This window comes from Bradyrhizobium zhengyangense, from assembly GCF_022012435.1.
In the GTDB taxonomy this organism is placed as follows: domain Bacteria; phylum Pseudomonadota; class Alphaproteobacteria; order Rhizobiales; family Xanthobacteraceae; genus Bradyrhizobium; species Bradyrhizobium zhengyangense.
On the sequence record NZ_JAKLUA010000007.1, the window covers coordinates 119,027 to 137,553 of the forward strand.

Genomic DNA, 18,527 nt, shown 5'->3' on the forward strand with positions numbered 1-18,527 from the left:
AATCGGCGCGCCACCGTAGTGGGTTTTGTCCGCCGGTTGAAGCGCGGGCCAGTCTCGACAAAAAAGAAGGCCGCCCGGAGGCGGCCTTCGCAACAGTGTCAGGGGGAAGGATGGGCTCAGAAGCCACCCATGCCGCCGCCGGCCGGCATGGCGGGCGGGGCATCCTTCTTCGGCGCCTCGGCGACCATGGCTTCGGTGGTCACCAGCAGGCCGGCCACGGAGGAGGCGTCCTGCAGCGCGGTGCGCACCACCTTGGCGGGATCGATGATGCCCTTCTCGATCATGTCGACATAGTCCTCGGTCTGGGCGTCGAAGCCGAAGGTCTCGGACTTGTTCTCCAGGATCTTGCCGACCACGATCGACCCCTCGACGCCGGCATTCTCCGAGATCTGGCGGATCGGAGCTTCGAGCGCCTTCAGCACGATGTTGATGCCGGCCTGCACGTCGGCGTTGGCGTTGGTGAGACGGCCGACCGCCTTCTTGGCGCGCAGCAGCGTCACGCCGCCGCCGGGGACGATGCCTTCCTGCACCGCGGCGCGGGTGGCGTTGAGCGCGTCCTCGACGCGGTCCTTCTTCTCCTTGACCTCGATCTCGGTCGCGCCGCCGACGCGGATAACCGCGACACCGCCGGCAAGCTTGGCCAGACGCTCCTGCAGCTTCTCACGGTCGTAGTCCGAGGTGGTCTCCTCGATCTGGGCCTTGATCTGCCCGACGCGGGCCTCGATCTCCGGCTTCTTGCCGGCGCCCTTGACGATCGTGGTGTTCTCCTTGTCGATCACGACCTTGCCGGCGCGGCCGAGCATCTTCACCGTGACGTTCTCGAGCTTCATGCCGAGATCGTCGGAGATCAGCTGGCCACCGGTGAGGATCGCGAGGTCTTCCAGCATGGCCTTGCGGCGATCGCCGAAGCCCGGCGCCTTGACGGCGGCGACCTTGAGGCCGCCACGCAGGCGGTTGACGACCAGGGTCGCCAGCGCCTCGCCCTCGACGTCCTCGGCGATGATGACGAGCGGCTTGCCCGACTGCACGACGGCTTCGAGCACCGGCAGCATGGCCTGCAGGCCGGAGAGCTTCTTCTCGTGCAGGAGGATGTAGGCGTCCTCGAGCTCGGCGGTCATCTTCTCGGGGTTGGTGACAAAGTACGGGCTGAGATAGCCGCGGTCGAACTTCATGCCCTCGACGATGTCGACTTCGGTGTCGAGCGACTTGTTTTCCTCGACGGTGATGACGCCTTCGTTGCCGACCTTCTGCATCGCCTGCGCGATCATCTTGCCGATGGCGGCATCGCCGTTGGCCGAGATGGTGCCGACCTGGGCGACCTCGGAAGAGGACGCGACCGGCTTGGCGCGCTTCTCGATGTCCTTGACGACGGCATGGACCGCGATGTCGATGCCGCGCTTGAGGTCCATCGGGTTCATGCCGGCGGCAACCGATTTGGCGCCTTCGCGCACGATGGCCTGGGCCAGCACGGTCGCGGTGGTGGTGCCGTCGCCGGCGAGGTCGTTGGTCTTGGAGGCGACCTCACGCACCATCTGGGCGCCCATGTTCTCGAACTTGTCCTCGAGCTCGATCTCCTTGGCGACGGTGACGCCGTCCTTGGTGATGCGGGGGGCGCCGAATGACTTCTCGATGACGACGTTGCGGCCCTTCGGACCGAGCGTCACCTTGACCGCGTTGGCGAGAATGTCGACGCCGCGCAGCATGCGATCGCGCGCGTCTCCGGAAAACTTGACGTCCTTGGCAGCCATTGTCTGCAATCCCTGTTGTGTCGTGATGTGTCGTGCGTGGTGATGTGCGGCGGAACGATGGATGCCCGGACCTGATGATCCGGGCATAGCATTCAGCGGCCGTTCAGGCTGACGGCCTTAGGCCATCACGCCCATGATGTCCGACTCCTTCATGATCAGGAGCTCTTCGTTGTCGATCTTGACCTCGGTGCCCGACCACTTGCCGAACAGCACGCGGTCGCCGACCTTGAGGTCGATCGGGATCAGCTTGCCAGCCTCGTCACGGCCGCCGGGGCCGACCGCGACGACTTCGCCCTGGGACGGCTTTTCCTTGGCTGTGTCGGGGATGATGATGCCGCCCTTGGTCTTTTCCTCGGCGTCGATACGTTTGACCACGACACGGTCATGCAGCGGACGAAATTTGGACTTAGCCATGACGTTTCCCTTTGGAGGCTCGCTTTTTTCGAAAGCAGCGGAAGTGGGTGGCGGCGCCGCCGTCCTTCCTCTTCCCGAGGGGCGAACGGCGCGCTTAGCAATCGGTCTTTCCGAGTGCTAATAGTGCGCAGGGGATATGGCTTGGCTGCGATCCTGTCAAGCAAAGGTGGTTAAGCGATTGGTGAGGCGGATATAGGATGGTGGCATTGGAAACTTGTTCGGGGCTCGGGCGTATCAAAGGACGTCATTGCTCTGGCAGCGGTTTTGCGCTTGGCTGCGGGAGGGGTGCGGCCATGGTCTTGTTCGGGGGAATGCCATGATCAGTTCAGCTCACGCGCGCACGGTTGCCAATCTGGCGGCGGCCTCTTGCCTGGCGCTGCTGTTGGGGGCCTGCGGCGGCGGCATGAGCCTGCCGTCCTTCTCTTCGTCCCAGCCTGCGCCTGAGGCCGAGCCCGGCGTCGCGCCGGAAATGCCGGCCTCGATCCGCGCCGACGAGATCGTCGGCCGCTGGGGCCTCGCCTCGTTCCAGAACCCGGCCGACCGCGCCCGCACCGAGGCGGCGGCGAGGGCCCAGTGCAAGAATCCCTACGTGATCGGCGCCGGGTCCTCCGGCGGGGTGGTCATGCATCTGGCCGACCAGGCAACGCCCCAGGAGCTGCGGCTGAAGGGCTCGCCGAGCGGCAAGAACTATATCGGCCCGTCCGGTCCGACGCCCGGCGAGCAGGACCGCGAGATCGTCTCTTTCGACGGCCGCGTCATGATCACCCGCTTCGTCGACAAGGACGCCGCCACCCGCTACGGCAACATGGTCTATGTCCGCTGCGCGCCGCGGGCGTGACCGGGGTTTCGGCCTAACCACTCGTCATTGCGAGCGAAGCGAAGCAATCCAGTCTGTCTCCGCGGAGGCAGCTTGGATTGCTTCGTCGCTTCAGCGCAAAATTGCTGCGCGATTTTGTCGCGAGCTCCTCGCAATGACGAGAAACAAAAAATGCCGGCCCGAGGGCCGGCATTTTGTTTGTCTGTTTGCGCGTCCGCTTAGTCGAACAGCGCGTCGATGTCGTCCTGCGAGGCATGGCCGACGTCGCCGGCGAGCTTCGGGCCGTTGAGGAGCTTGTCGTCCTCGCTGCGAGTGTCGACCGGAGCCGGCACGTGAGCCTTGATGGCGTCGACGCCGCCCCAGATCTCCATCATCGCGTTGATGTGCTGCTCGATGAACTTCATCGTGCTCATGACCTTGCTGATGCGCTGGCCGGTCAGGTCCTGGAAGTTGCAGGCTTCGAAGATCGAGATGACCCGTTCCTGGATGTCGTCGGCAAGCCGCTTCTGCTGGTCGGCCGATTGCACCTTGGACATCGCGCTGGCCGCCTGGTCGATCGACTCGGCGGCTTCGAGGATCTGCTGGGTCGCCTGTTCGGTGCCGCCGACCACTGCACCGAGCTCGCCATTGACCTTGGCCATCTCGCCGCCGTCGAAGCTCTTGCCGTGCAGGGTCGCGATCTCGCGCTTGGTGCGGTCGATGGCGTCGTGGATGAGGTCGAGCTCGACCTTCAGCTTCTCGCACTGTTCGATCTGGGCGCGGTAGGTTTCCAGCAGCGCGCGCGTATCGGCAACTTCCTGCGCCACGACGGCATCGCTCGGCGGCAGCGCGGCTTGGCTGCTTCGTGCCATCTGGGCGCGGATCGCGCGCAGCTCCGCCATGATTTCGCTATGCATCGGGCCGGCCTCTTCAGTCACGTCTAAAACTGGCATCTCGCCACCGGCGATATCCTCGACACGAAAACGCTTGCGGTGAACAGCCATCAGGATACTCCCCCCACCTCACTCACGCGTCTTTGTAGACAGAAGCAATTTAACACGAGGTTCACGTCAGGAACTGTTGTGCAGCCGCGCGCGACGGCGCGCAAACGCACGATTAACCATGAGGCTTTGCCTTTCATCGAAAATAAACGCTGATCGGGAAATTGCAGCGTTGCTCGCGACGTGGTGAATCGAAACGCCTGATCTGTTTACCAAACGCAACGGAGTTTGCTCTTTATTGACCACGTCGGGGACGCGAAAAATCAGCCAGCGCGTTCGGCGGCGAATGCAACTAGACGAAACAGTACAGAGTACGTCGATGTTCAAGAAAATGTCTGTTGCGCTGCTCGGCAGCGCATGCGCCTTCATTGTCGGCGCGACCAGCGCCAGCGCCTTCGACAATAGCGTGCCGAACGATCCGCCCGCGGTGCTCTACCAGCCGCGTGTAACCCCCGCGCCGGTGCGCGTCGCCTCCAATGCCAGTATGGGCGGCGGTTTCATCGAGTTCCTGTTCGGCGACGGACCCGGCCGCGGCCCGGCCTATGCGCCGGAGCAGCCGATCTATCAGCAGCAGCCCGCTTACGCCGATCCGCGTCGCATGCCGCCGATGGGCGAGCCGCAGATGCAGGGCGGTTATCAGCAAGGCGCAAGCTACCAGCAGGAAGCGATCGATCCGCGGCAGCGTCCGTTCGATCCGAAATTCGAGAAACAGCTGGTCGACTATAGCGGCAAGGAAGGCGCCGGCACCATCGTCGTCGATTCCAACAACAAGTTCCTCTACCTCGTCGAAGGCAACGGCCGGGCGCTGCGCTATGGCATCGGCGTCGGACGCGAGGGCTTCACCTGGACCGGCGTGAAGTCGATCACCGCCAAGCGCGAATGGCCCGATTGGACGCCGCCGGCGGAAATGATCGCCCGCCGTCCCGACTTGCCGAGGCACATGGAAGGCGGCCCGGAAAACCCGCTCGGCGCGCGTGCAATGTATCTCGGCTCCACGCTCTATCGCATCCACGGCTCCAACGAGCCCTGGACCATCGGCACCAACGTTTCCTCCGGTTGCATCCGCATGCGCAACGAGGACGTCATCGACCTCTATGGCCGCGTCAATGTCGGCACCAAGGTCGTGGTGATGTGAGACTCTGACGTTTGATGTGAAAACGGCCGCCTCATCGGCGGCCGTTTTTGTTTGGCGCGTCGCGCGGCTTTACGCGTAGTCGCTGCCGCCATCGTCACCGCCGCCGAAATCGCTGTCGTCGGCCGTGTCCATATTGTCGTTGTTGTCGTAGTTCTGGTCGTCGTTGTCGCGATCGTTCGAGGCCTGGTCGAAGAAGCCCTGACGGGAATCCCGGTTCGACCCGATGTCATCGAGGCCGGCGTCGCGCGCGAGCGAGCCGCCGGACTGGTCGCCGCCCCAGGGACTGCCACCCGTGGAGCCGCCACCGCGCTCCTCGATGATGGTGGTGTCGCCGAAAGCCTGATGCGATCCGCCGCCCATCATGCCGCGAATGCTGGAGAGCAGCAGCGAGCCGCCGACCACGCCGGCCGCGGCCGCCGCCGCGGTGCCGAGGAACGAGCCGCCGCCACCGCCGACCGGCGGCGCGCCATAGCCCTGTCCGTATCCTTGTCCGTATCCCTGGCCTTGTCCGTAAGCCTGACCGTAAGGCGGCTGGCCGTAGCCGGGCTGGGCCTGCTGCATCGCCTGACCGCTGTTCCAGACCGGCCGCTGCTCGCGCGGCGGCACATTCGGAACCGAGCCGCGCGATTGGCTCGTGCCAAACAGCGTGTCGCGCATGGTGTCGAGAAAACCGCCGGACTGCGGCTGCTCGGGCGCATGGGCCGCTTCCAGCTCCTGGATGCGGTTATGCGCGCGCTTGAGCGCTTCGTCCTGCAACAGCGTGGTCTGCACCAGCGCATAGACCGCGCCGGGTGCCTTGCGTAAGCCGTCCGAAATCGCGGCAATCGCGTCGGGATCGCGCGGTGCATTTTCCAGTTTCGAAAGCCGGTCGAAAAGCTCGTCGACGAGTTGGCGTTCCTGCGGCGTCATGGTCAGTCTCCCTCGCGCGAAACAAGCGCAAGCGGGATGTAGGGTTCCATTGTGGCCCCAACAGTGGCTGCAGGATTAAATTTCGGTATGCGACAGACTGCCCCAAAGCTTAGCCTTTCAGGGTCGGCTTTCGCCGATTTCATCCCAATGTCACATGGCTCGTCGCGAGGAGCTGTGCGAAGGCGTCGCTTGCAAGATAGGCATGCTCGCGTTCCCTGACATCGGTCATCGGGTCGAGACCGGCGAGAACCTCGTCGACAAAGCCGGGATGGCACATGACGAGGCCGCCTTCGGGCAGGCCTGCGAGGAATTGCCGCATCAGCTCGCCGAACTCGGCCGCGCGGGTGAAATCATAGGCGCCGGCAAAGGCGGGATTGAATGCAAGGCCGGCGCGGCCCGCACGGCGGCGGAACGGTGCGCTGAGCAGATCGAGCAACAGGGCTTTCGGAGAGGCCAGCCGCTGCATCAGCGGCAAATCGCGTCCGCCCTGGCGCACCCAGGCCTTTGGCGCGATCTCGCTGACGGCCTCGACAAAGCCGTCGCGCACTTGCGGAAACAGCTGCACGTGCTGATGGCCGTCGACGAAGTCGGGCGCCCGGCCGAAGGCTTCCGCGAACGCCAGCAGCTGCGCCCTCACTTCGTTGCGAAAGAACTCGCTGTCGAGCCGCCGCAAAAATCCTGCACGCAGCAGTTTTGGAAAGGCCATGAACATGTCGCCGTCCAAGGGGCGGAAATGCATGGTGAGGGGGCGGAACGGCGCCGACAGCGTCACATGCAATCCGATCGCGCAGCGCGGGCTCGCCGTCGCGGCGGCAGAAAGCGCGTCGACCTCGCGCTGCTCGATCGCGGGGCCGACCATCATCACAGACGTCGCGTTGAGGCGGCCGCGTTCGATCAGGTCGCGAATGGCGCGGTTGACGCCGGGGCTGATGCCGTAATCGTCGGCGCAGAGCCAGATCTGCCGCAAGCGCGCGGCCGTGCTCATTCGGCCGCGGTCCTGTTGGATGCGTCCTGGCTCGAAGCGTCCTGGCTCGAAGCGTCCTGGCTCGAAGCGTCCTGGCTTGAAGCGTCCTGACTTGAAGCGTCCTGGGCCTTGTCGGCACCAAAATGCTTTTCGCTGTGCTCGGCGACGAAGTAGATCGGACGCGCCTTCAGCTCGGAGAGGATCTTGCCGATATATTCGCCGACGATGCCGATCATGATCAGTTGCACGCCGCCGATCGTCATCAGGCCGACCACGAGCGAGGGATAGCCCGGCACCTGCTTGCCCGTCGTGAACACCTCCCACAGGATCGAGAGGCCGAACAGGAAGGCGACGCCGGCAAGCGCGACTCCGAGCAGGCTGGCGAAGCGCAGCGGCGCCACCGAGAACGAGGTCAGGCCCTCGATCGACAGGCCGAGCAGGCGGGCAGCGTTGAAAGTGGTGACGCCATGGGCGCGCGCCGCAGGCTCGTAATCGACGCGAATCTGGCGGAAGCCGATCCAGCTGGCCAACCCCTTGAAGAAGCGGTTGCGCTCCGGCAGTTGCCGAAGCGCGGTGACCGCGCGCGGCGAGAGCAAGCGGAAGTCGCCGGCGTCCTCCGGAATCTTCTGGCGCGCGCCCCAATTGATCAGCGCGTAGAAGCCGTGCACGGCGAGGCGGCGCAGGAAGGTCTCGTTGTCGCGATGCGCCTTGGCGGTGTAGACGACGTCATAGCCGTCATCGATCCAGTGCCGCACCAGCTGCTCGATCAGGGCGGGCGGATGCTGACCGTCGCCGTCCATGAACATGACAGCGCCGAGCCGGGCATGGTCGAGGCCGGCCATCAAAGCCGCCTCCTTGCCGAAATTGCGCGACAGCGAGACGACCTGGACGTCGATCGCGTCGGCTGGCAGCGAGCGTGCGATCGACAACGTGCTGTCCGTGCTGCCGTCGTCGACATAGACGACCTCGCAAGAGAGGCGGTAGCGCTGCCGCAAGGTCTTGGCGAGATCGCAGATGCGCTGGTGCAGGGCGGCCAGGCCCGCCGCCTCATTATAGACGGGGACGACAATCGACAGCCCCTTCGCAGCGGCATTCGCTGCGGTGGTCGTCAGGGCGGAAACATCAGAGCCCAGCGTCATCGATCAAGGTTCCAGAGCGCGTTCAGGATCATCGGGGCAGCATATGATAGCTGCAGCTTGCTGTCGCTACGCTGAACGGAGCTGCTCAACGAGCTTTGGGCTCACTACCGCAGGAAAGTCTCAAGCTTGGCGAACAGCGGGTTTTCCCGATCGAACACGTAGTCGAGCGAGACCACCGAGACGGTCTCGGCCCCGTGTTCGCGCAGGAAGCTCGCCAGCGCATAGATCTGCCCAGGTGGGCAGTGCAGCGTGAGCATGCCCGACGAGGTCGGCCCGCCGAACGGAGCCTCGACGCCGAAGCGGCTGTGAGCTTCGCCGAGCAGGGTGGCGTCGCATTGCCGGAAGCGGGTCCGGACCTCGCGGTATTTGTTGGCGCGCGCCCGGGCCGCGATGTGGTCGAGGATGATGCGCGCGGTCTCGCGGGCTTGCGGCGACCAGTCGGCATCTTTCGAGGCGACCAGATTGGCCTGGCTGCGCAGGATCACGCCGTCGTCGAGCACCCGCAGGCCGTTGGCGGCAAGCGTCGCACCCGTCGTGGTGATGTCGACGATCAGCTCGGCGCTGCCGGCCGCCGGCGCGCCCTCGGTCGCGCCCGCGCTTTCGACGATGCGGTAATCGCTGATGCCGCGCTGCGAGAAGAACGCGCGGGTGAGATTGATGAACTTGGTCGCGACCCGCATCCGCATGTGATGCTGCTCGCGGAAGCCGGTGGCGACGTCGTCGAGATCGGCCATGGTGCGGACGTCGATCCAGGCCTGCGGCACCGCGACCACGACGTCGGCATAGCCGAACCCCAGTCCGTCGATCAGCGACACGCGCTTCTCCGCGTCCGCGATGTTGTCGCGCACCAGGTCTTCTCCGGTGACGCCGAAATGCGCGTAGCCGCGCGACAATTGCGCGGCGATCTCGCTCGCCGAGAGATAGGCGACCTCGACATTGTCGAGGCCCGCGATCGTGCCGCGATAGTCGCGGGCGCCGCCGGCCTTCGACAGCTTGAGGCCGGCGCGGGCGAAGAAGGCTTCGGTATTTTCCTGAAGGCGGCCCTTGGAGGGAACGGCCAGGACGAACGGCGCGCTCATGGCTTAAGCTCCCACCTTGCGGCCGATGCTGGTCAGCGCATCCACCCAGACCGAGAAGCCGACCGCCGGTATAGGAGCGGCCGCTCCGAGCTGGGTCATCAGTCCATCATAGCGACCACCGGCAACCAGCGGCTCGGTGCCGTTACCCCTGTGATGCACTTCGAATTCAAACCCCGTGTAGTAGTCGAGGCCGCGCCCGAACGCGGTCGAGAAGCGCGTGCTCTTCACGTCGATACCGCGCGCGGCCATGAAGCCGACCCGGCTCTCGAGCTGGTCGATCGCGCCATTCAGATCGAGCCTTGCCTCAGCGGTGAGCGCCCGCAGCGCGGCGACCGCCTCGTCCGGATTGCCCGATATCGACAGAAAGCGCTTCAGCACGGCGATCGCCTCGCGCGGCAGCGCGCCACTCTTCAAGGTCGATTGCTCGAGGAAGCGGTCGGCGATCTCGGCCGTGGTGCGGCCGCCGACATTGGTGGTGCCGGCAATCGACATCAGGTCGGTGACGAAGGCCAGCGCCGCCTTGCGGTCGGAGCCGGCGAGCGCCGCCAGCACGCCCTCATATTCGCTACGGGTCGCGGTAGTCTCCGCTGCCAGCCGCTCCAGATCCTGATCGAGGCTGATCTTGCGATTGAAGTCCTTGACCAGGCGGCGGCGCCAGACCGGATAAAGATTGAGTGCGTCGAGCAGCGCGTTGAACAGCGCGACGTCGCCGGTGCGGACCTCGACGTCGCGCACGCCGAAAGCGGCGGTCGCCTCCAGCGCCAGCGCCAGCGTCTCGGCATCGGCGGCAGCGCGATCCTGGCGGCCGAACGATTCGATTCCGGCCTGAAGGAATTCGCTGGCCTGTCCGCTGCGGTAGCGGAACACGGGACCCAGATAGCTGAACCCGGCCGGCTGGCCGGCGCGGCTGGATGCGAGGTAGTCGCGCGCCACGGGGATGGTCAGGTCGGGGCGCAGGCAGAGCTCTTCGCCGGACAGGTCCGTCGTCAGATAGAGGCTCTTGCGGATGTCCTCGCCCGACAGGTCCAGGAATGGCTCGGCCGGCTGCAGAATGGCGGGCTCGGCCCTGACATAGCCGGCCTGCGCGAACGACAGCAGCAGCGTGTCCGCCCAGGCGGCGGAGCCGGCAGCATTTGAGGTGGCAGTCGCGGTCATAACAGGGGTCCATCATCCCGGGAGAGCCGGGCAGGCAAGGGGAGGCCAAAGAGAGGCCAAGGAAAGGCAGAGGAATTGGCGCAGCCCTTAGCATGGTCGGAAAACGGTTTCGACCTCCAAAGGATCAATCGCTTAACGACTTTGGGACGGCCCAGGCGGCCCAGGCTGGATTCCCTGCTGGGCTCACGAAGCCGGAGGGCGATTCGCGAGGAAGGTATTATTATACCTAAATCGGCCTTTGCAGCCTCGTCAGAGTGGCCGGAGCAGCCTTGCTTCACTCACAGCCAGGGCAGTCTCCGCGCTCTTCCACAATCGATGCTTCGTGCACGCCAGCTTCTGGGGCGTCGGAGATCGCGCCATCGGCGAGTTGCTCTGCCAGATCGAGAATTCTCTGCCTCTTGCGCGCGTCCGTGATGCCGCGAAAGGCTTTGATCAGACCTAGTGCCTGGCGCTCCCAAACATCGTCGTCCATGGCCATTCATTCCTGTCGGGCCGCCGGCTGAACGGAGCAGGCATCATCGAAAGAGTTGGATGCTGTCGTGCATCGAAGTCACAGCAGCCATCGACCTGACCGCCGTCTCGCAGCCGCGATGTCGATCGGAACATCGTCCGACGCGCGTCTCATCCATCCGCAACGTCACTGTCAGTCACAATGAGAGATTGAGAATACTTGGCAAGTTGTCACATACTCAATCTGGGTATGCCTGATGGTACGATCGCGGCTGCCTTCGTCTACAACATGAATGCTGGTTTTCGATTCATGCCCAATGCTTCTGATGTCATCCGGACGGTCTCGCGGCATACGCTGGCCTACATGCTGTTTTCGATCAGCGAGATGTTCCGGAACTACGAAGAATTCGATCCGATGGACCTTCTGATTGTTCATGCGATTCTCAATGCGAACGTCATCAGTGTGATGAACGATCCGTCGCTGGACGAGAAGTTTTCGAGCATTCACACGGTCGAGCCGGACGCGATCAAGCAGGGCGTGTCGCGAGCGGCGCTCTCCCGTTTCCTGAGCCTGCCGCTGGAGACGGTTCGCCGCCGCGTAGCGGGACTGAAGCGGCGGAAGATTCTCGCCGAGACCAAGGCCGGACTGATCGTGACCGAGCAGAACGCATTCAAGTTCGGCAACAACCACGAACTGCAGAAGACCAATATGCTGCTGCTCACAAAATTGCTTCGCGATCTCAAGCGCGCCGGCATCAACGGACCGGATGATCTGAGTGCAGCCAAATTCGCGGTCGCGGCGAAGGAAGCGAAGTAAGCGACGGGATATGGATCAAAGCCTTCTCAACATCACCCGCGACGGCGCGAACAAGAGTGCGGCGGAACGCTTGTTGTCGTTCCAGGGACTCAAGCCGTCCTCGGCGCTCGAGCTGCAGACCTACGACATCGATCATTTCGGCGACAGTGAGAAATATGCCGGCGCGTCGAGCATGCCGTTATCATCAGGCTCGACTGCGATCATGCGTGCGCGGCTCAGCCTGCCGAATCTGAGCCTGTCGCTGGTGAAGACCTTCCCGCGGATCATTCGCGGGTATCAATTGGCACACGCCGCGGCCGTGGTGGTGCCGATGGACCAGGTGACCTCGACGCGCATCAATGGGCAGTCAATCGGCAGCTCCATCGTCGTTCTGAAGGGCGCCTCCGACTGCCTGGTCCATGAGCCGGTCGGCCGTCTGATCGGTGTCATCTACTTCACGCCGCCGGCGTGCGAGCCCTGGTCTCGCCTGGATGGTTATCATTTGCTGAGCCCGGCATCGGACATGCTAGCGTCCCTGCGCGGCCAGATTTCCGCGACGCTTGAAACTGCGGCCAACGATCCGGACTTGCTGAACGAGCCGGAGTCGCGAGCGGCCGTCGAACAATCGCTGCTCAGCGTGATGAACGCTGCCATCGCAACCAGCGTGGACAGCCGTTCGGCCCACGCCACGACGTCGACCTATCTGCGGATCGTCGCCGAGATGGAAAGCTTGATCCGGCACGATCTGACGATCTGGCACAAGACCACCGAAATGGCGGAGCGGGTGGGCGTGTCGGTCCGGACTCTCCAGAGTGCGACGCAGGCTATCTGCGGCATGAGCCCGCATCGCTATTCCAGGGTCTTGCGCCTCTGGTCGGTGCGCCGGCAGCTGCGCACCGGCCCGGCACGGCGCAGCGTGAAGGCCTGCGCCATTGCGCACGGCTTCTGGCATTTGAGCGAGTTCGCCGCGAGCTACAGGGCGGCGTTCGGAGAGTTGCCATCCGAAACTCTGCATCGATCGCTGCGCGAGCATGGCTAGGGCCATGATCGTTCGCCCGGCGTGACGACCTAGCTGCCCCAATCGCCCAGCACGGCCTGGACCAGTGCCAGCGCCGCCACTGCGGCCGTATCGGCCCGCATGATTCGCGGGCCCAGGGCCAGCCGCAGGATTTTCGGCTGCCTCAGCAGCAGGGCACGCTCTTCCTCGGCAAAGCCGCCCTCCGGGCCGATCAGCACGTCGATACCTTGGCCCGCCTCGCTTGCGCCTTGCAGGCTTTGGATAGGGCTTTGGACCTCCGCCGCCTCGTCGCAGAAGATGAGCAGGCGGCCGGCAGGGCGCTGACCGAGATACCGCTCCAGCGGCACCGGTTCGGCAACCGCGGCGATGCTCAAAATGCCGCATTGCTCCGCGGCCTCGACGACGTTGGCGCGCATCCGCTCGGTGTTGACCCGGGAGGCCTGGGTGAACCGGGTCAGGACCGGTTGAAGCCTGGCGGCGCCCATCTCGATGGCCTTCTGCACCATATAGTCGAGCCTGGCGTGCTTGAGCGGGGCGAAGACATAGGCGAGGTCGGGCAGCCGGTCCTGGGGGCGGACCTGCTGGAGGATGATGAGGCTATCGGGTCGCTTGCGGCCCTCGATCGCGGCCTGCCATTCGCCATCGCGGCCGTTGAAGGCGAAAACCTCGGCTCCAGCGGCAAGCCGCAGCACATTGCCGAGATAATTGCTCTGGTCGCGGTCGAGCGGAACCCTGGCGTCCTGGGCCAGGGCGGCGTCAACGAACAGGCGGGGGCCGCGAAAATCGTGGGAGGGCATTCGCTCAGGTCCGGTTTGTGGCCGTTCTTAACCGAAAGCCGTAGATTGGGGGGTAAATATCGCCGGATTGGTGCGTCGGCGCGCCGCGCTATTGCCCTATTCGACGGGTTGTTAAGCGCTGGCGGGAATCGTAAAAACGCCAGCACGCTGGTCGCGCTTCAATTGGGAAGACGCCTGAACCCCGTAGCTCCTGCCGGAGAGACACTCTTGATGATCCGTCGTTTGATGGTTCCGATCACTGCCGCCATGGTCGTCATGGGCGCCGCGGGCGCTTATGCCCAGGGGTTCCCGGCCCCGCTGCCCAATCAATCCGCGGCCGATCCCGCATTTCCACCCGTGAACGGCCGGGCGCCGGTCGCCTCCGTCGGCGCCGCGCCACAGGCCTCGTTCCCGGTCAATGGTGCAGCTCCTATTGGCGGCGCAGGCGCCTTCAGCGCCGCTCCGCCGACCCAGGCCGGTCCCGGCGAGGAGTGCATGAAGGCCTTCGTGCCGCTGCGCGAGGACGCCGAGAAGCGCGGCAAGATGATCAAGGCCGCGAGCGATCGCCATGCCCCGCCTGACGAGGCCTGCAAGCTGATCAGGGGCTTCGGCCAGGCCGAGCTCAAGATGATCAAATACATCGAGACTCATGCCGCCAAATGCGGAATCCCGCCGACCGTCGCCGCGCAGATGAAGGAAGGTCACAAGAACACCGAGTCCATGCAGACCAAGGTCTGCAACGTCGCGCAGCAGATGGCGAACGGGCCGCGCGGTCCGGCCGGTCCGTCGCTGAGCGAGGTGGTGGGCACGGGCGCGGCGCCGGAAGCCAATGCCAGCAAGAAGGGCGGCAGCACCTTCGACACGCTCAACGGCAACGTCCTCACCCGATGATACACGTGCCGCCGATTTGAAGTTCCTACGGTGCATGCCGCGAGATCCTCATAGGAACTTCAAATCGATAAGCGGCACGTGAATTAAAATTTCTTGCTAGTGCCCTTGTAGTTTTCGAAGTTCGTACCGGAATACGCCGCGATGGAATACGAACTTCGAAAACTGGGCACTAGCACATCCGCCCGCGTTGCCGATTCCACCGGCAACTGGGTCGATACGCTCGCGCCACAATGGGCGCGGCCTTACTTGCGCGTCTCCCGCTTCGATCGCCCGATCGGGTCCTGGCTTTTGCTGATGCCGTGCTGGTGGTCGGTCGCGCTCGCGAGTGGCATGGCGCATGACACGAGCCGCCTGCCGCTCACCATCGTCCTGTTCTTCATCGGCGCCTTCGTGATGCGCGGGGCGGGCTGTACCTGGAACGACATCACCGACCGCGACCTGGATGCCAAGGTCGAGCGCACCCGCTCGCGGCCGCTGCCCGCGGGGCAGATCAGCGTGAAGCAAGCGCTGGCCTTCATGATCGCGCAAGCGCTGATCGGCCTCGTTGTGCTGCTCCAGTTCAACCGCTTTGCGGTGGCGACCGGCATCGCCTCGCTCGTGGTCGTCGCCATCTATCCTTTCATGAAGCGTGTCACCTGGTGGCCGCAGGTCTTCCTCGGTCTTGCCTTCTCCTGGGGCGCGTTGATGGGCTTTGCCGTCATCTTCGGACGCATCGACCTCACTGCGCTGGTGCTCTATGCAGGGTCGATCGCCTGGGTGATCGGCTATGACACCATCTATGCGCATCAAGACTCCGAGGACGACGCGCTGATCGGGGTCAAATCCACTGCGCGCCTGTTCGGCGCGCATACACACCAGGCGCTGATCCTGTTCTATGGACTTGCCGTAGTGCTGATCGGCGTTGCGCTGGCGTCAGGCGATGTGCGCTGGCCAGCCTGGCTTGGCCTTGCGGCCTTCGCCGGGCACCTGGCCTCGCAGATCATGCGTTTGAGGATCGAAGACCCGGAACTGTGCAAGCGCCTGTTCAAGTCGAACCGCGATGCAGGGCTTTTACTGTTTGCGGGATTACTGGTCGACGCGGTGATGCGGGCGGCGTAGGTGGTGTCGTAGGGTGGGCAAACGCGCCCTTGCGCCGTGCCCATGATCTCTCAATGATTTAGATGGAAAAGGTGGGCACGCTTTCGCTTTGCCCACCCTACTGCACCTGTGATTGCCGCTCAGTTCCGCGCGATGATCTCGCGTTCCTCGCGGTGGACCGGCAGTTCGCGCGCCGTGGCGGTGCGGCGGCGCATCAGGAATTTCGGACGGCGGGCGCGGATCGCGTTGGCGCGGCGGCGGCGCGGTGCCGGCTTGCGGGCGCCTTCGTCGAGCTGCGGCAGCGCGAAGATCTCGCTCCAGATCGCCCAGGCTTCTGTGAGTTCGTCGCCGTCGGTACTGACCAGCAGCGGAACGGAGAGCGAGGGATCGCGGTGCACGAGGACGAGGGTCTGTGCCTCGTCATTGCCGCGCAGTGCGAGCCCGGTGAAGTCGCTGACGCGGACGTTGATCGCCATCTGCATGCCGCGCACGGCACGGCGCAGCACGACACGCTCGCGATGAAGCTCGATCTGCCTGGTGTAGCCGTCGGCGCGCGGATCATGCGCATCGAAGCGGACCGGAAGGGAAAGAGGGTCGAGCCGCAGAGAGCGGCTCGACCCGGCGGGGTTGGCCCCGCATGTTGCTGTTTGACGCCTCACGGCTTTCGTTCTCCCCGCCAGGATTATGTTCCCGGTCGATGCGAGGACGTTAGCGCAGGCCGTTCCGAAACCGCTTAAAAAGGCTGGTTAATCCAACCTCACCGCCCGCCATGATTGACAAGACCTTGGCGCGCATGATTGACGAGACGTTGCGTAAGAGCAGCGAATCTGAGCCTTCTTCGGGCTGAAAGTGCTTGAAGTCCGCACCATTTGGGCACATCTGGTGTTCAGGGCCTAAGATCGCCCCGAAACCTCCCGCGCCCCAACAGGATTTCGTTCGTGAACTCTTCACCATCCGCAAGCTCGACGTTGTCCTCCAAAGCCAATCGCGACCTGTTTGACCAATCCGCGCTGTCGGATCTGGCGCAACGCCTGGTCGAGGCGGCGAAGCGCGCCGGCGCCGATGCGGCCGATGCGGTCGCGGTGCGCGGCATCTCGCAAGGCGTCGAGGTGCGCGACGGCCGCGTCGAGGAATCCGAGCGGTCCGAGGGCGACGATGTGGGCCTGCGCGTGCTCGTCGGCCAGCGTCAGGCCGTTGTCTCCACCAATGACGCCAGCGGCGATGCCGTCACCAAGCTTGCGGAACGCGCGGTGGCGATGGCGCGCGTCGCGCCCGACGACAAATTCGTCGGCCTCGCTGATCCGGCACTGCTGGCGCGCGACTTCCCCGATCTCGATCTGCTCGATCCCGATGTGCCCGCGACTTCAGAGCTGGAGCGCCGCGCGCTCGAAGCAGAGGCGGCTGCGCTTGCGGTGAAGGGCGTGTCGAAATCCGGCGGCGCTTCGGCGTCATCAGGCATGGGCGGCATGGTGCTGGTCACCTCGACCGGCTTCCACGGCTCTTACTTGCGTTCGAGCCAGGGCATCTCGGCGACCGCGATCGTCGGCGAAGGCACCGGCATGGAGCGCGACTACGATTTCACTTCGGCGCCGCACGCTGCCGATCTGTTGTCGCCGGAAGCCGTCGGCCGCTCCGCCGGCGAGCGCACCGTGGCACGCTACAATCCGCGCAAGGTCGAGACCTGCAAGGTGCCCGTGGTGTTCGACCCGCGCGTTGCCGGCTCGCTGGTCGGCCATGTCGTTGGAGCCATCAACGGCGCCTCGATCGCGCGCAAGACCAGCTTCCTGAAGGACAAGCTCGGCCAACAGCTGTTTTCGAACAACATCCGCATCATCGACGATCCCCTGCGCAAGCGCGGCCTGCGCTCGCAGACCTTCGATGCCGAAGGCGTCGCGGTGAAGCGGATCGCGCTGGTCGACGAAGGCGTGCTGACGACCTGGCTGCTCGATTGCGCAACCGCGCGCGAACTCGGCCTCACCACCACAGGCCACGCCCATCGCGGCGTCTCGTCCTCGCCGTCGCCCGGGCCGTATAATCTGCATCTCGAAGCCGGCACGCCGACGCCGGCCGAGCTCATCTCCGACATCAGCCAAGGCTTTTACGTCACTGATCTGATCGGCTCCGGCGTCAACGGCGTCACCGGCGATTACAGCCGCGGCGCCTCCGGCTTCTGGATCGAGAACGGCGAGCTCACCTATCCCGTCAGCGAGGTGACGATCGCCGGCCATCTGTTCGAGATCTTCAAGTCGATGCAGCCGGCCAACAATCTCGAGTTCCGCTACGGCATCAATGCGCCGACGGTGCGCATCGAAGGACTGACGCTTGGCGGACGCTGACTTTCCCGACGCAACCATTCTGACGCGTGACGCAGCGCTGCTGCAAGACACGGTGCGCGAGGCGGGGAGCCTCGCGCGGTCGATGTTCCGCACCGAGCTGAAGAAGTGGATCAAGGGCGCATCCTCGCCGGTCTCGGAAGCCGACATCGCCGTCAACGATCTGCTCGAAGCGCGCCTGCGCGGTGCCACGCCCGACTATGGCTGGCTGTCGGAGGAGAGCGCTGATGATCAGGCGCGGCTGTCACGGCGGCTGACCTGGGTGGTCGATCCCATCGACGGCACCCGCAACTACCTCAATGGCCATGACGAATGGTGCGTCAGCGTCGCGCTGGTCGAGGTTTCAGCGCCGGTGCTGGCCGCGGTCTACGCGCCGACCACGAACGAATTCTTTTTCGCGGTTCGCGGCCAGGGCACCACGCTGAATGGCCATCAGGTCCGGGCGACGCCCGGGTCCTTGCTCGACTTCGCCCGCATGGCCGGCCCCAAGCCGATGGTCGAGCGACTCAATATGAAAGACGGCGACATCAAGCTGCACCCGCGAATCGGCTCGCTCGCGCTGCGGCTGTGCCGGGTCGCCAATGGCTCCCTGGATGCGGCTTTTGCGGGCGGCAATAGCCATGATTGGGATCTTGCGGCCGCCGATTTGATCGTGCAGGAAGCGGATGGTAGGATGAGCGACCTCTCTGGAGATCCCATCCTCTATAATCGCCGGGAAGTGACGCACGGGGTGCTGGTGGCAGCGGGACGCGATCGTCATGCGAGCATTGTCGCGCATTTTCGCAATCGTCCCTTGCCCTGAAGCGCCCGTCGGCGTGCTTGTCGACCACTGCTTTGCCGGGCAGC

At 64.6% G+C, this 18,527-nt stretch carries 19 protein-coding genes; 8 read left to right on the top strand and 11 right to left on the bottom strand.

The window, feature by feature from the left end:
• Positions 1–116: 116 nt before the first annotated feature.
• Both groL and L6637_RS22105 read right to left on the bottom strand, forming a co-directional pair.
• Positions 117–1,748 carry a chaperonin GroEL gene (gene groL / locus L6637_RS22100; protein ID WP_237864548.1) on the bottom strand — a complete coding sequence of 544 codons (1,632 nt, stop codon included), beginning with the start codon at positions 1,746–1,748 and terminating at the stop codon, positions 117–119.
• Between the two features lie 117 nt (positions 1,749–1,865).
• Positions 1,866–2,162 carry a co-chaperone GroES gene (locus L6637_RS22105; protein ID WP_014491914.1) on the bottom strand — a complete coding sequence of 99 codons (297 nt, stop codon included), beginning with the start codon at positions 2,160–2,162 and terminating at the stop codon, positions 1,866–1,868.
• Between the two features lie 316 nt (positions 2,163–2,478).
• On the opposite strand from L6637_RS22105, the gene L6637_RS22110 reads away from it, so the two are divergent.
• Positions 2,479–3,000, top strand: a complete 522-nt coding sequence (locus L6637_RS22110) for a hypothetical protein (RefSeq protein WP_237864547.1) — start codon at positions 2,479–2,481, stop codon at positions 2,998–3,000.
• A 197-nt stretch (positions 3,001–3,197) separates the two neighbouring features.
• Here the strand turns inward: L6637_RS22110 and L6637_RS22115 are convergent, their stop codons facing one another.
• Positions 3,198–3,962: a protein phosphatase CheZ gene (locus L6637_RS22115; protein WP_237864546.1), complete on the bottom strand. Its 765-nt coding sequence runs from the start codon at positions 3,960–3,962 to the stop codon at positions 3,198–3,200.
• Between the two features lie 316 nt (positions 3,963–4,278).
• Between L6637_RS22115 and L6637_RS22120 the strand changes: the two genes are divergently transcribed.
• The gene (locus L6637_RS22120; RefSeq protein ID WP_237864545.1) at positions 4,279–5,094 is read left to right on the top strand and encodes a L,D-transpeptidase; all 816 of its coding nucleotides are present in this window, start codon (positions 4,279–4,281) and stop codon (positions 5,092–5,094) included.
• A gap of 69 nt (positions 5,095–5,163) precedes the next feature.
• On the opposite strand, the gene L6637_RS22125 is transcribed toward L6637_RS22120, so the two are convergent.
• The 6 genes from L6637_RS22125 to L6637_RS22150 form a co-directional block, all read right to left on the bottom strand.
• Positions 5,164–6,003 carry a DUF2076 domain-containing protein gene (locus L6637_RS22125; RefSeq protein WP_237864544.1) on the bottom strand — a complete coding sequence of 280 codons (840 nt, stop codon included), beginning with the start codon at positions 6,001–6,003 and terminating at the stop codon, positions 5,164–5,166.
• Positions 6,004–6,142: 139 nt separating this feature from the next.
• Positions 6,143–6,988: a ChbG/HpnK family deacetylase gene (locus L6637_RS22130; protein WP_237864543.1), complete on the bottom strand. Its 846-nt coding sequence runs from the start codon at positions 6,986–6,988 to the stop codon at positions 6,143–6,145.
• Positions 6,985–8,106: a glycosyltransferase family 2 protein gene (locus L6637_RS22135; RefSeq protein WP_237864542.1), complete on the bottom strand. Its 1,122-nt coding sequence runs from the start codon at positions 8,104–8,106 to the stop codon at positions 6,985–6,987. Before L6637_RS22135 ends, L6637_RS22130 begins: the two co-directional genes overlap by 4 nt.
• Before the next feature lie 104 nt (positions 8,107–8,210).
• On the bottom strand, positions 8,211–9,185 hold the full coding sequence (gene hisG / locus L6637_RS22140) for an ATP phosphoribosyltransferase (RefSeq protein WP_237864541.1): 975 nt from the start codon (positions 9,183–9,185) through the stop codon (positions 8,211–8,213).
• Between the two features lie 3 nt (positions 9,186–9,188).
• Positions 9,189–10,340: an ATP phosphoribosyltransferase regulatory subunit gene (locus L6637_RS22145; RefSeq protein WP_237864540.1), complete on the bottom strand. Its 1,152-nt coding sequence runs from the start codon at positions 10,338–10,340 to the stop codon at positions 9,189–9,191.
• 274 nt (positions 10,341–10,614) lie between these two features.
• Positions 10,615–10,812, bottom strand: coding sequence for a hypothetical protein (locus L6637_RS22150; RefSeq protein ID WP_237864539.1), 198 nt, complete (start codon positions 10,810–10,812; stop codon positions 10,615–10,617).
• Positions 10,813–11,040: 228 nt separating this feature from the next.
• Between L6637_RS22150 and L6637_RS22155 the strand changes: the two genes are divergently transcribed.
• Positions 11,041–11,607 (top strand): hypothetical protein, encoded by a 567-nt coding sequence (locus L6637_RS22155; protein WP_237864538.1) that lies wholly within the window; start codon positions 11,041–11,043, stop codon positions 11,605–11,607.
• A 10-nt stretch (positions 11,608–11,617) separates the two neighbouring features.
• Entirely contained in the window at positions 11,618–12,625 is a 1,008-nt protein-coding gene (locus L6637_RS22160) for a helix-turn-helix domain-containing protein (RefSeq protein WP_237864537.1), read from the top strand.
• A 29-nt stretch (positions 12,626–12,654) separates the two neighbouring features.
• On the opposite strand, the gene L6637_RS22165 is transcribed toward L6637_RS22160, so the two are convergent.
• Positions 12,655–13,401 (bottom strand): 16S rRNA (uracil(1498)-N(3))-methyltransferase, encoded by a 747-nt coding sequence (locus tag L6637_RS22165; protein WP_237864536.1) that lies wholly within the window; start codon positions 13,399–13,401, stop codon positions 12,655–12,657.
• A 210-nt stretch (positions 13,402–13,611) separates the two neighbouring features.
• On the opposite strand from L6637_RS22165, the gene L6637_RS22170 reads away from it, so the two are divergent.
• Positions 13,612–14,271, top strand: a complete 660-nt coding sequence (locus tag L6637_RS22170) for a hypothetical protein (RefSeq protein WP_237864535.1) — start codon at positions 13,612–13,614, stop codon at positions 14,269–14,271.
• A gap of 141 nt (positions 14,272–14,412) precedes the next feature.
• On the top strand, positions 14,413–15,369 hold the full coding sequence (gene ubiA / locus L6637_RS22175; protein ID WP_237864534.1) for a 4-hydroxybenzoate octaprenyltransferase: 957 nt from the start codon (positions 14,413–14,415) through the stop codon (positions 15,367–15,369).
• 119 nt (positions 15,370–15,488) lie between these two features.
• On the opposite strand, the gene L6637_RS22180 is transcribed toward ubiA, so the two are convergent.
• Entirely contained in the window at positions 15,489–16,007 is a 519-nt protein-coding gene (locus L6637_RS22180; RefSeq protein WP_237864533.1) for a DUF6101 family protein, read from the bottom strand.
• Between the two features lie 279 nt (positions 16,008–16,286).
• Between L6637_RS22180 and L6637_RS22185 the strand changes: the two genes are divergently transcribed.
• Both L6637_RS22185 and L6637_RS22190 read left to right on the top strand, forming a co-directional pair.
• The gene (locus tag L6637_RS22185; RefSeq protein ID WP_237864532.1) at positions 16,287–17,684 is read left to right on the top strand and encodes a TldD/PmbA family protein; all 1,398 of its coding nucleotides are present in this window, start codon (positions 16,287–16,289) and stop codon (positions 17,682–17,684) included.
• Entirely contained in the window at positions 17,671–18,483 is an 813-nt protein-coding gene (locus L6637_RS22190; RefSeq protein ID WP_237864531.1) for a 3'(2'),5'-bisphosphate nucleotidase CysQ, read from the top strand. The genes L6637_RS22185 and L6637_RS22190 overlap by 14 nt, the downstream gene beginning before the upstream one ends.
• Positions 18,484–18,527 lie beyond the last annotated feature (44 nt).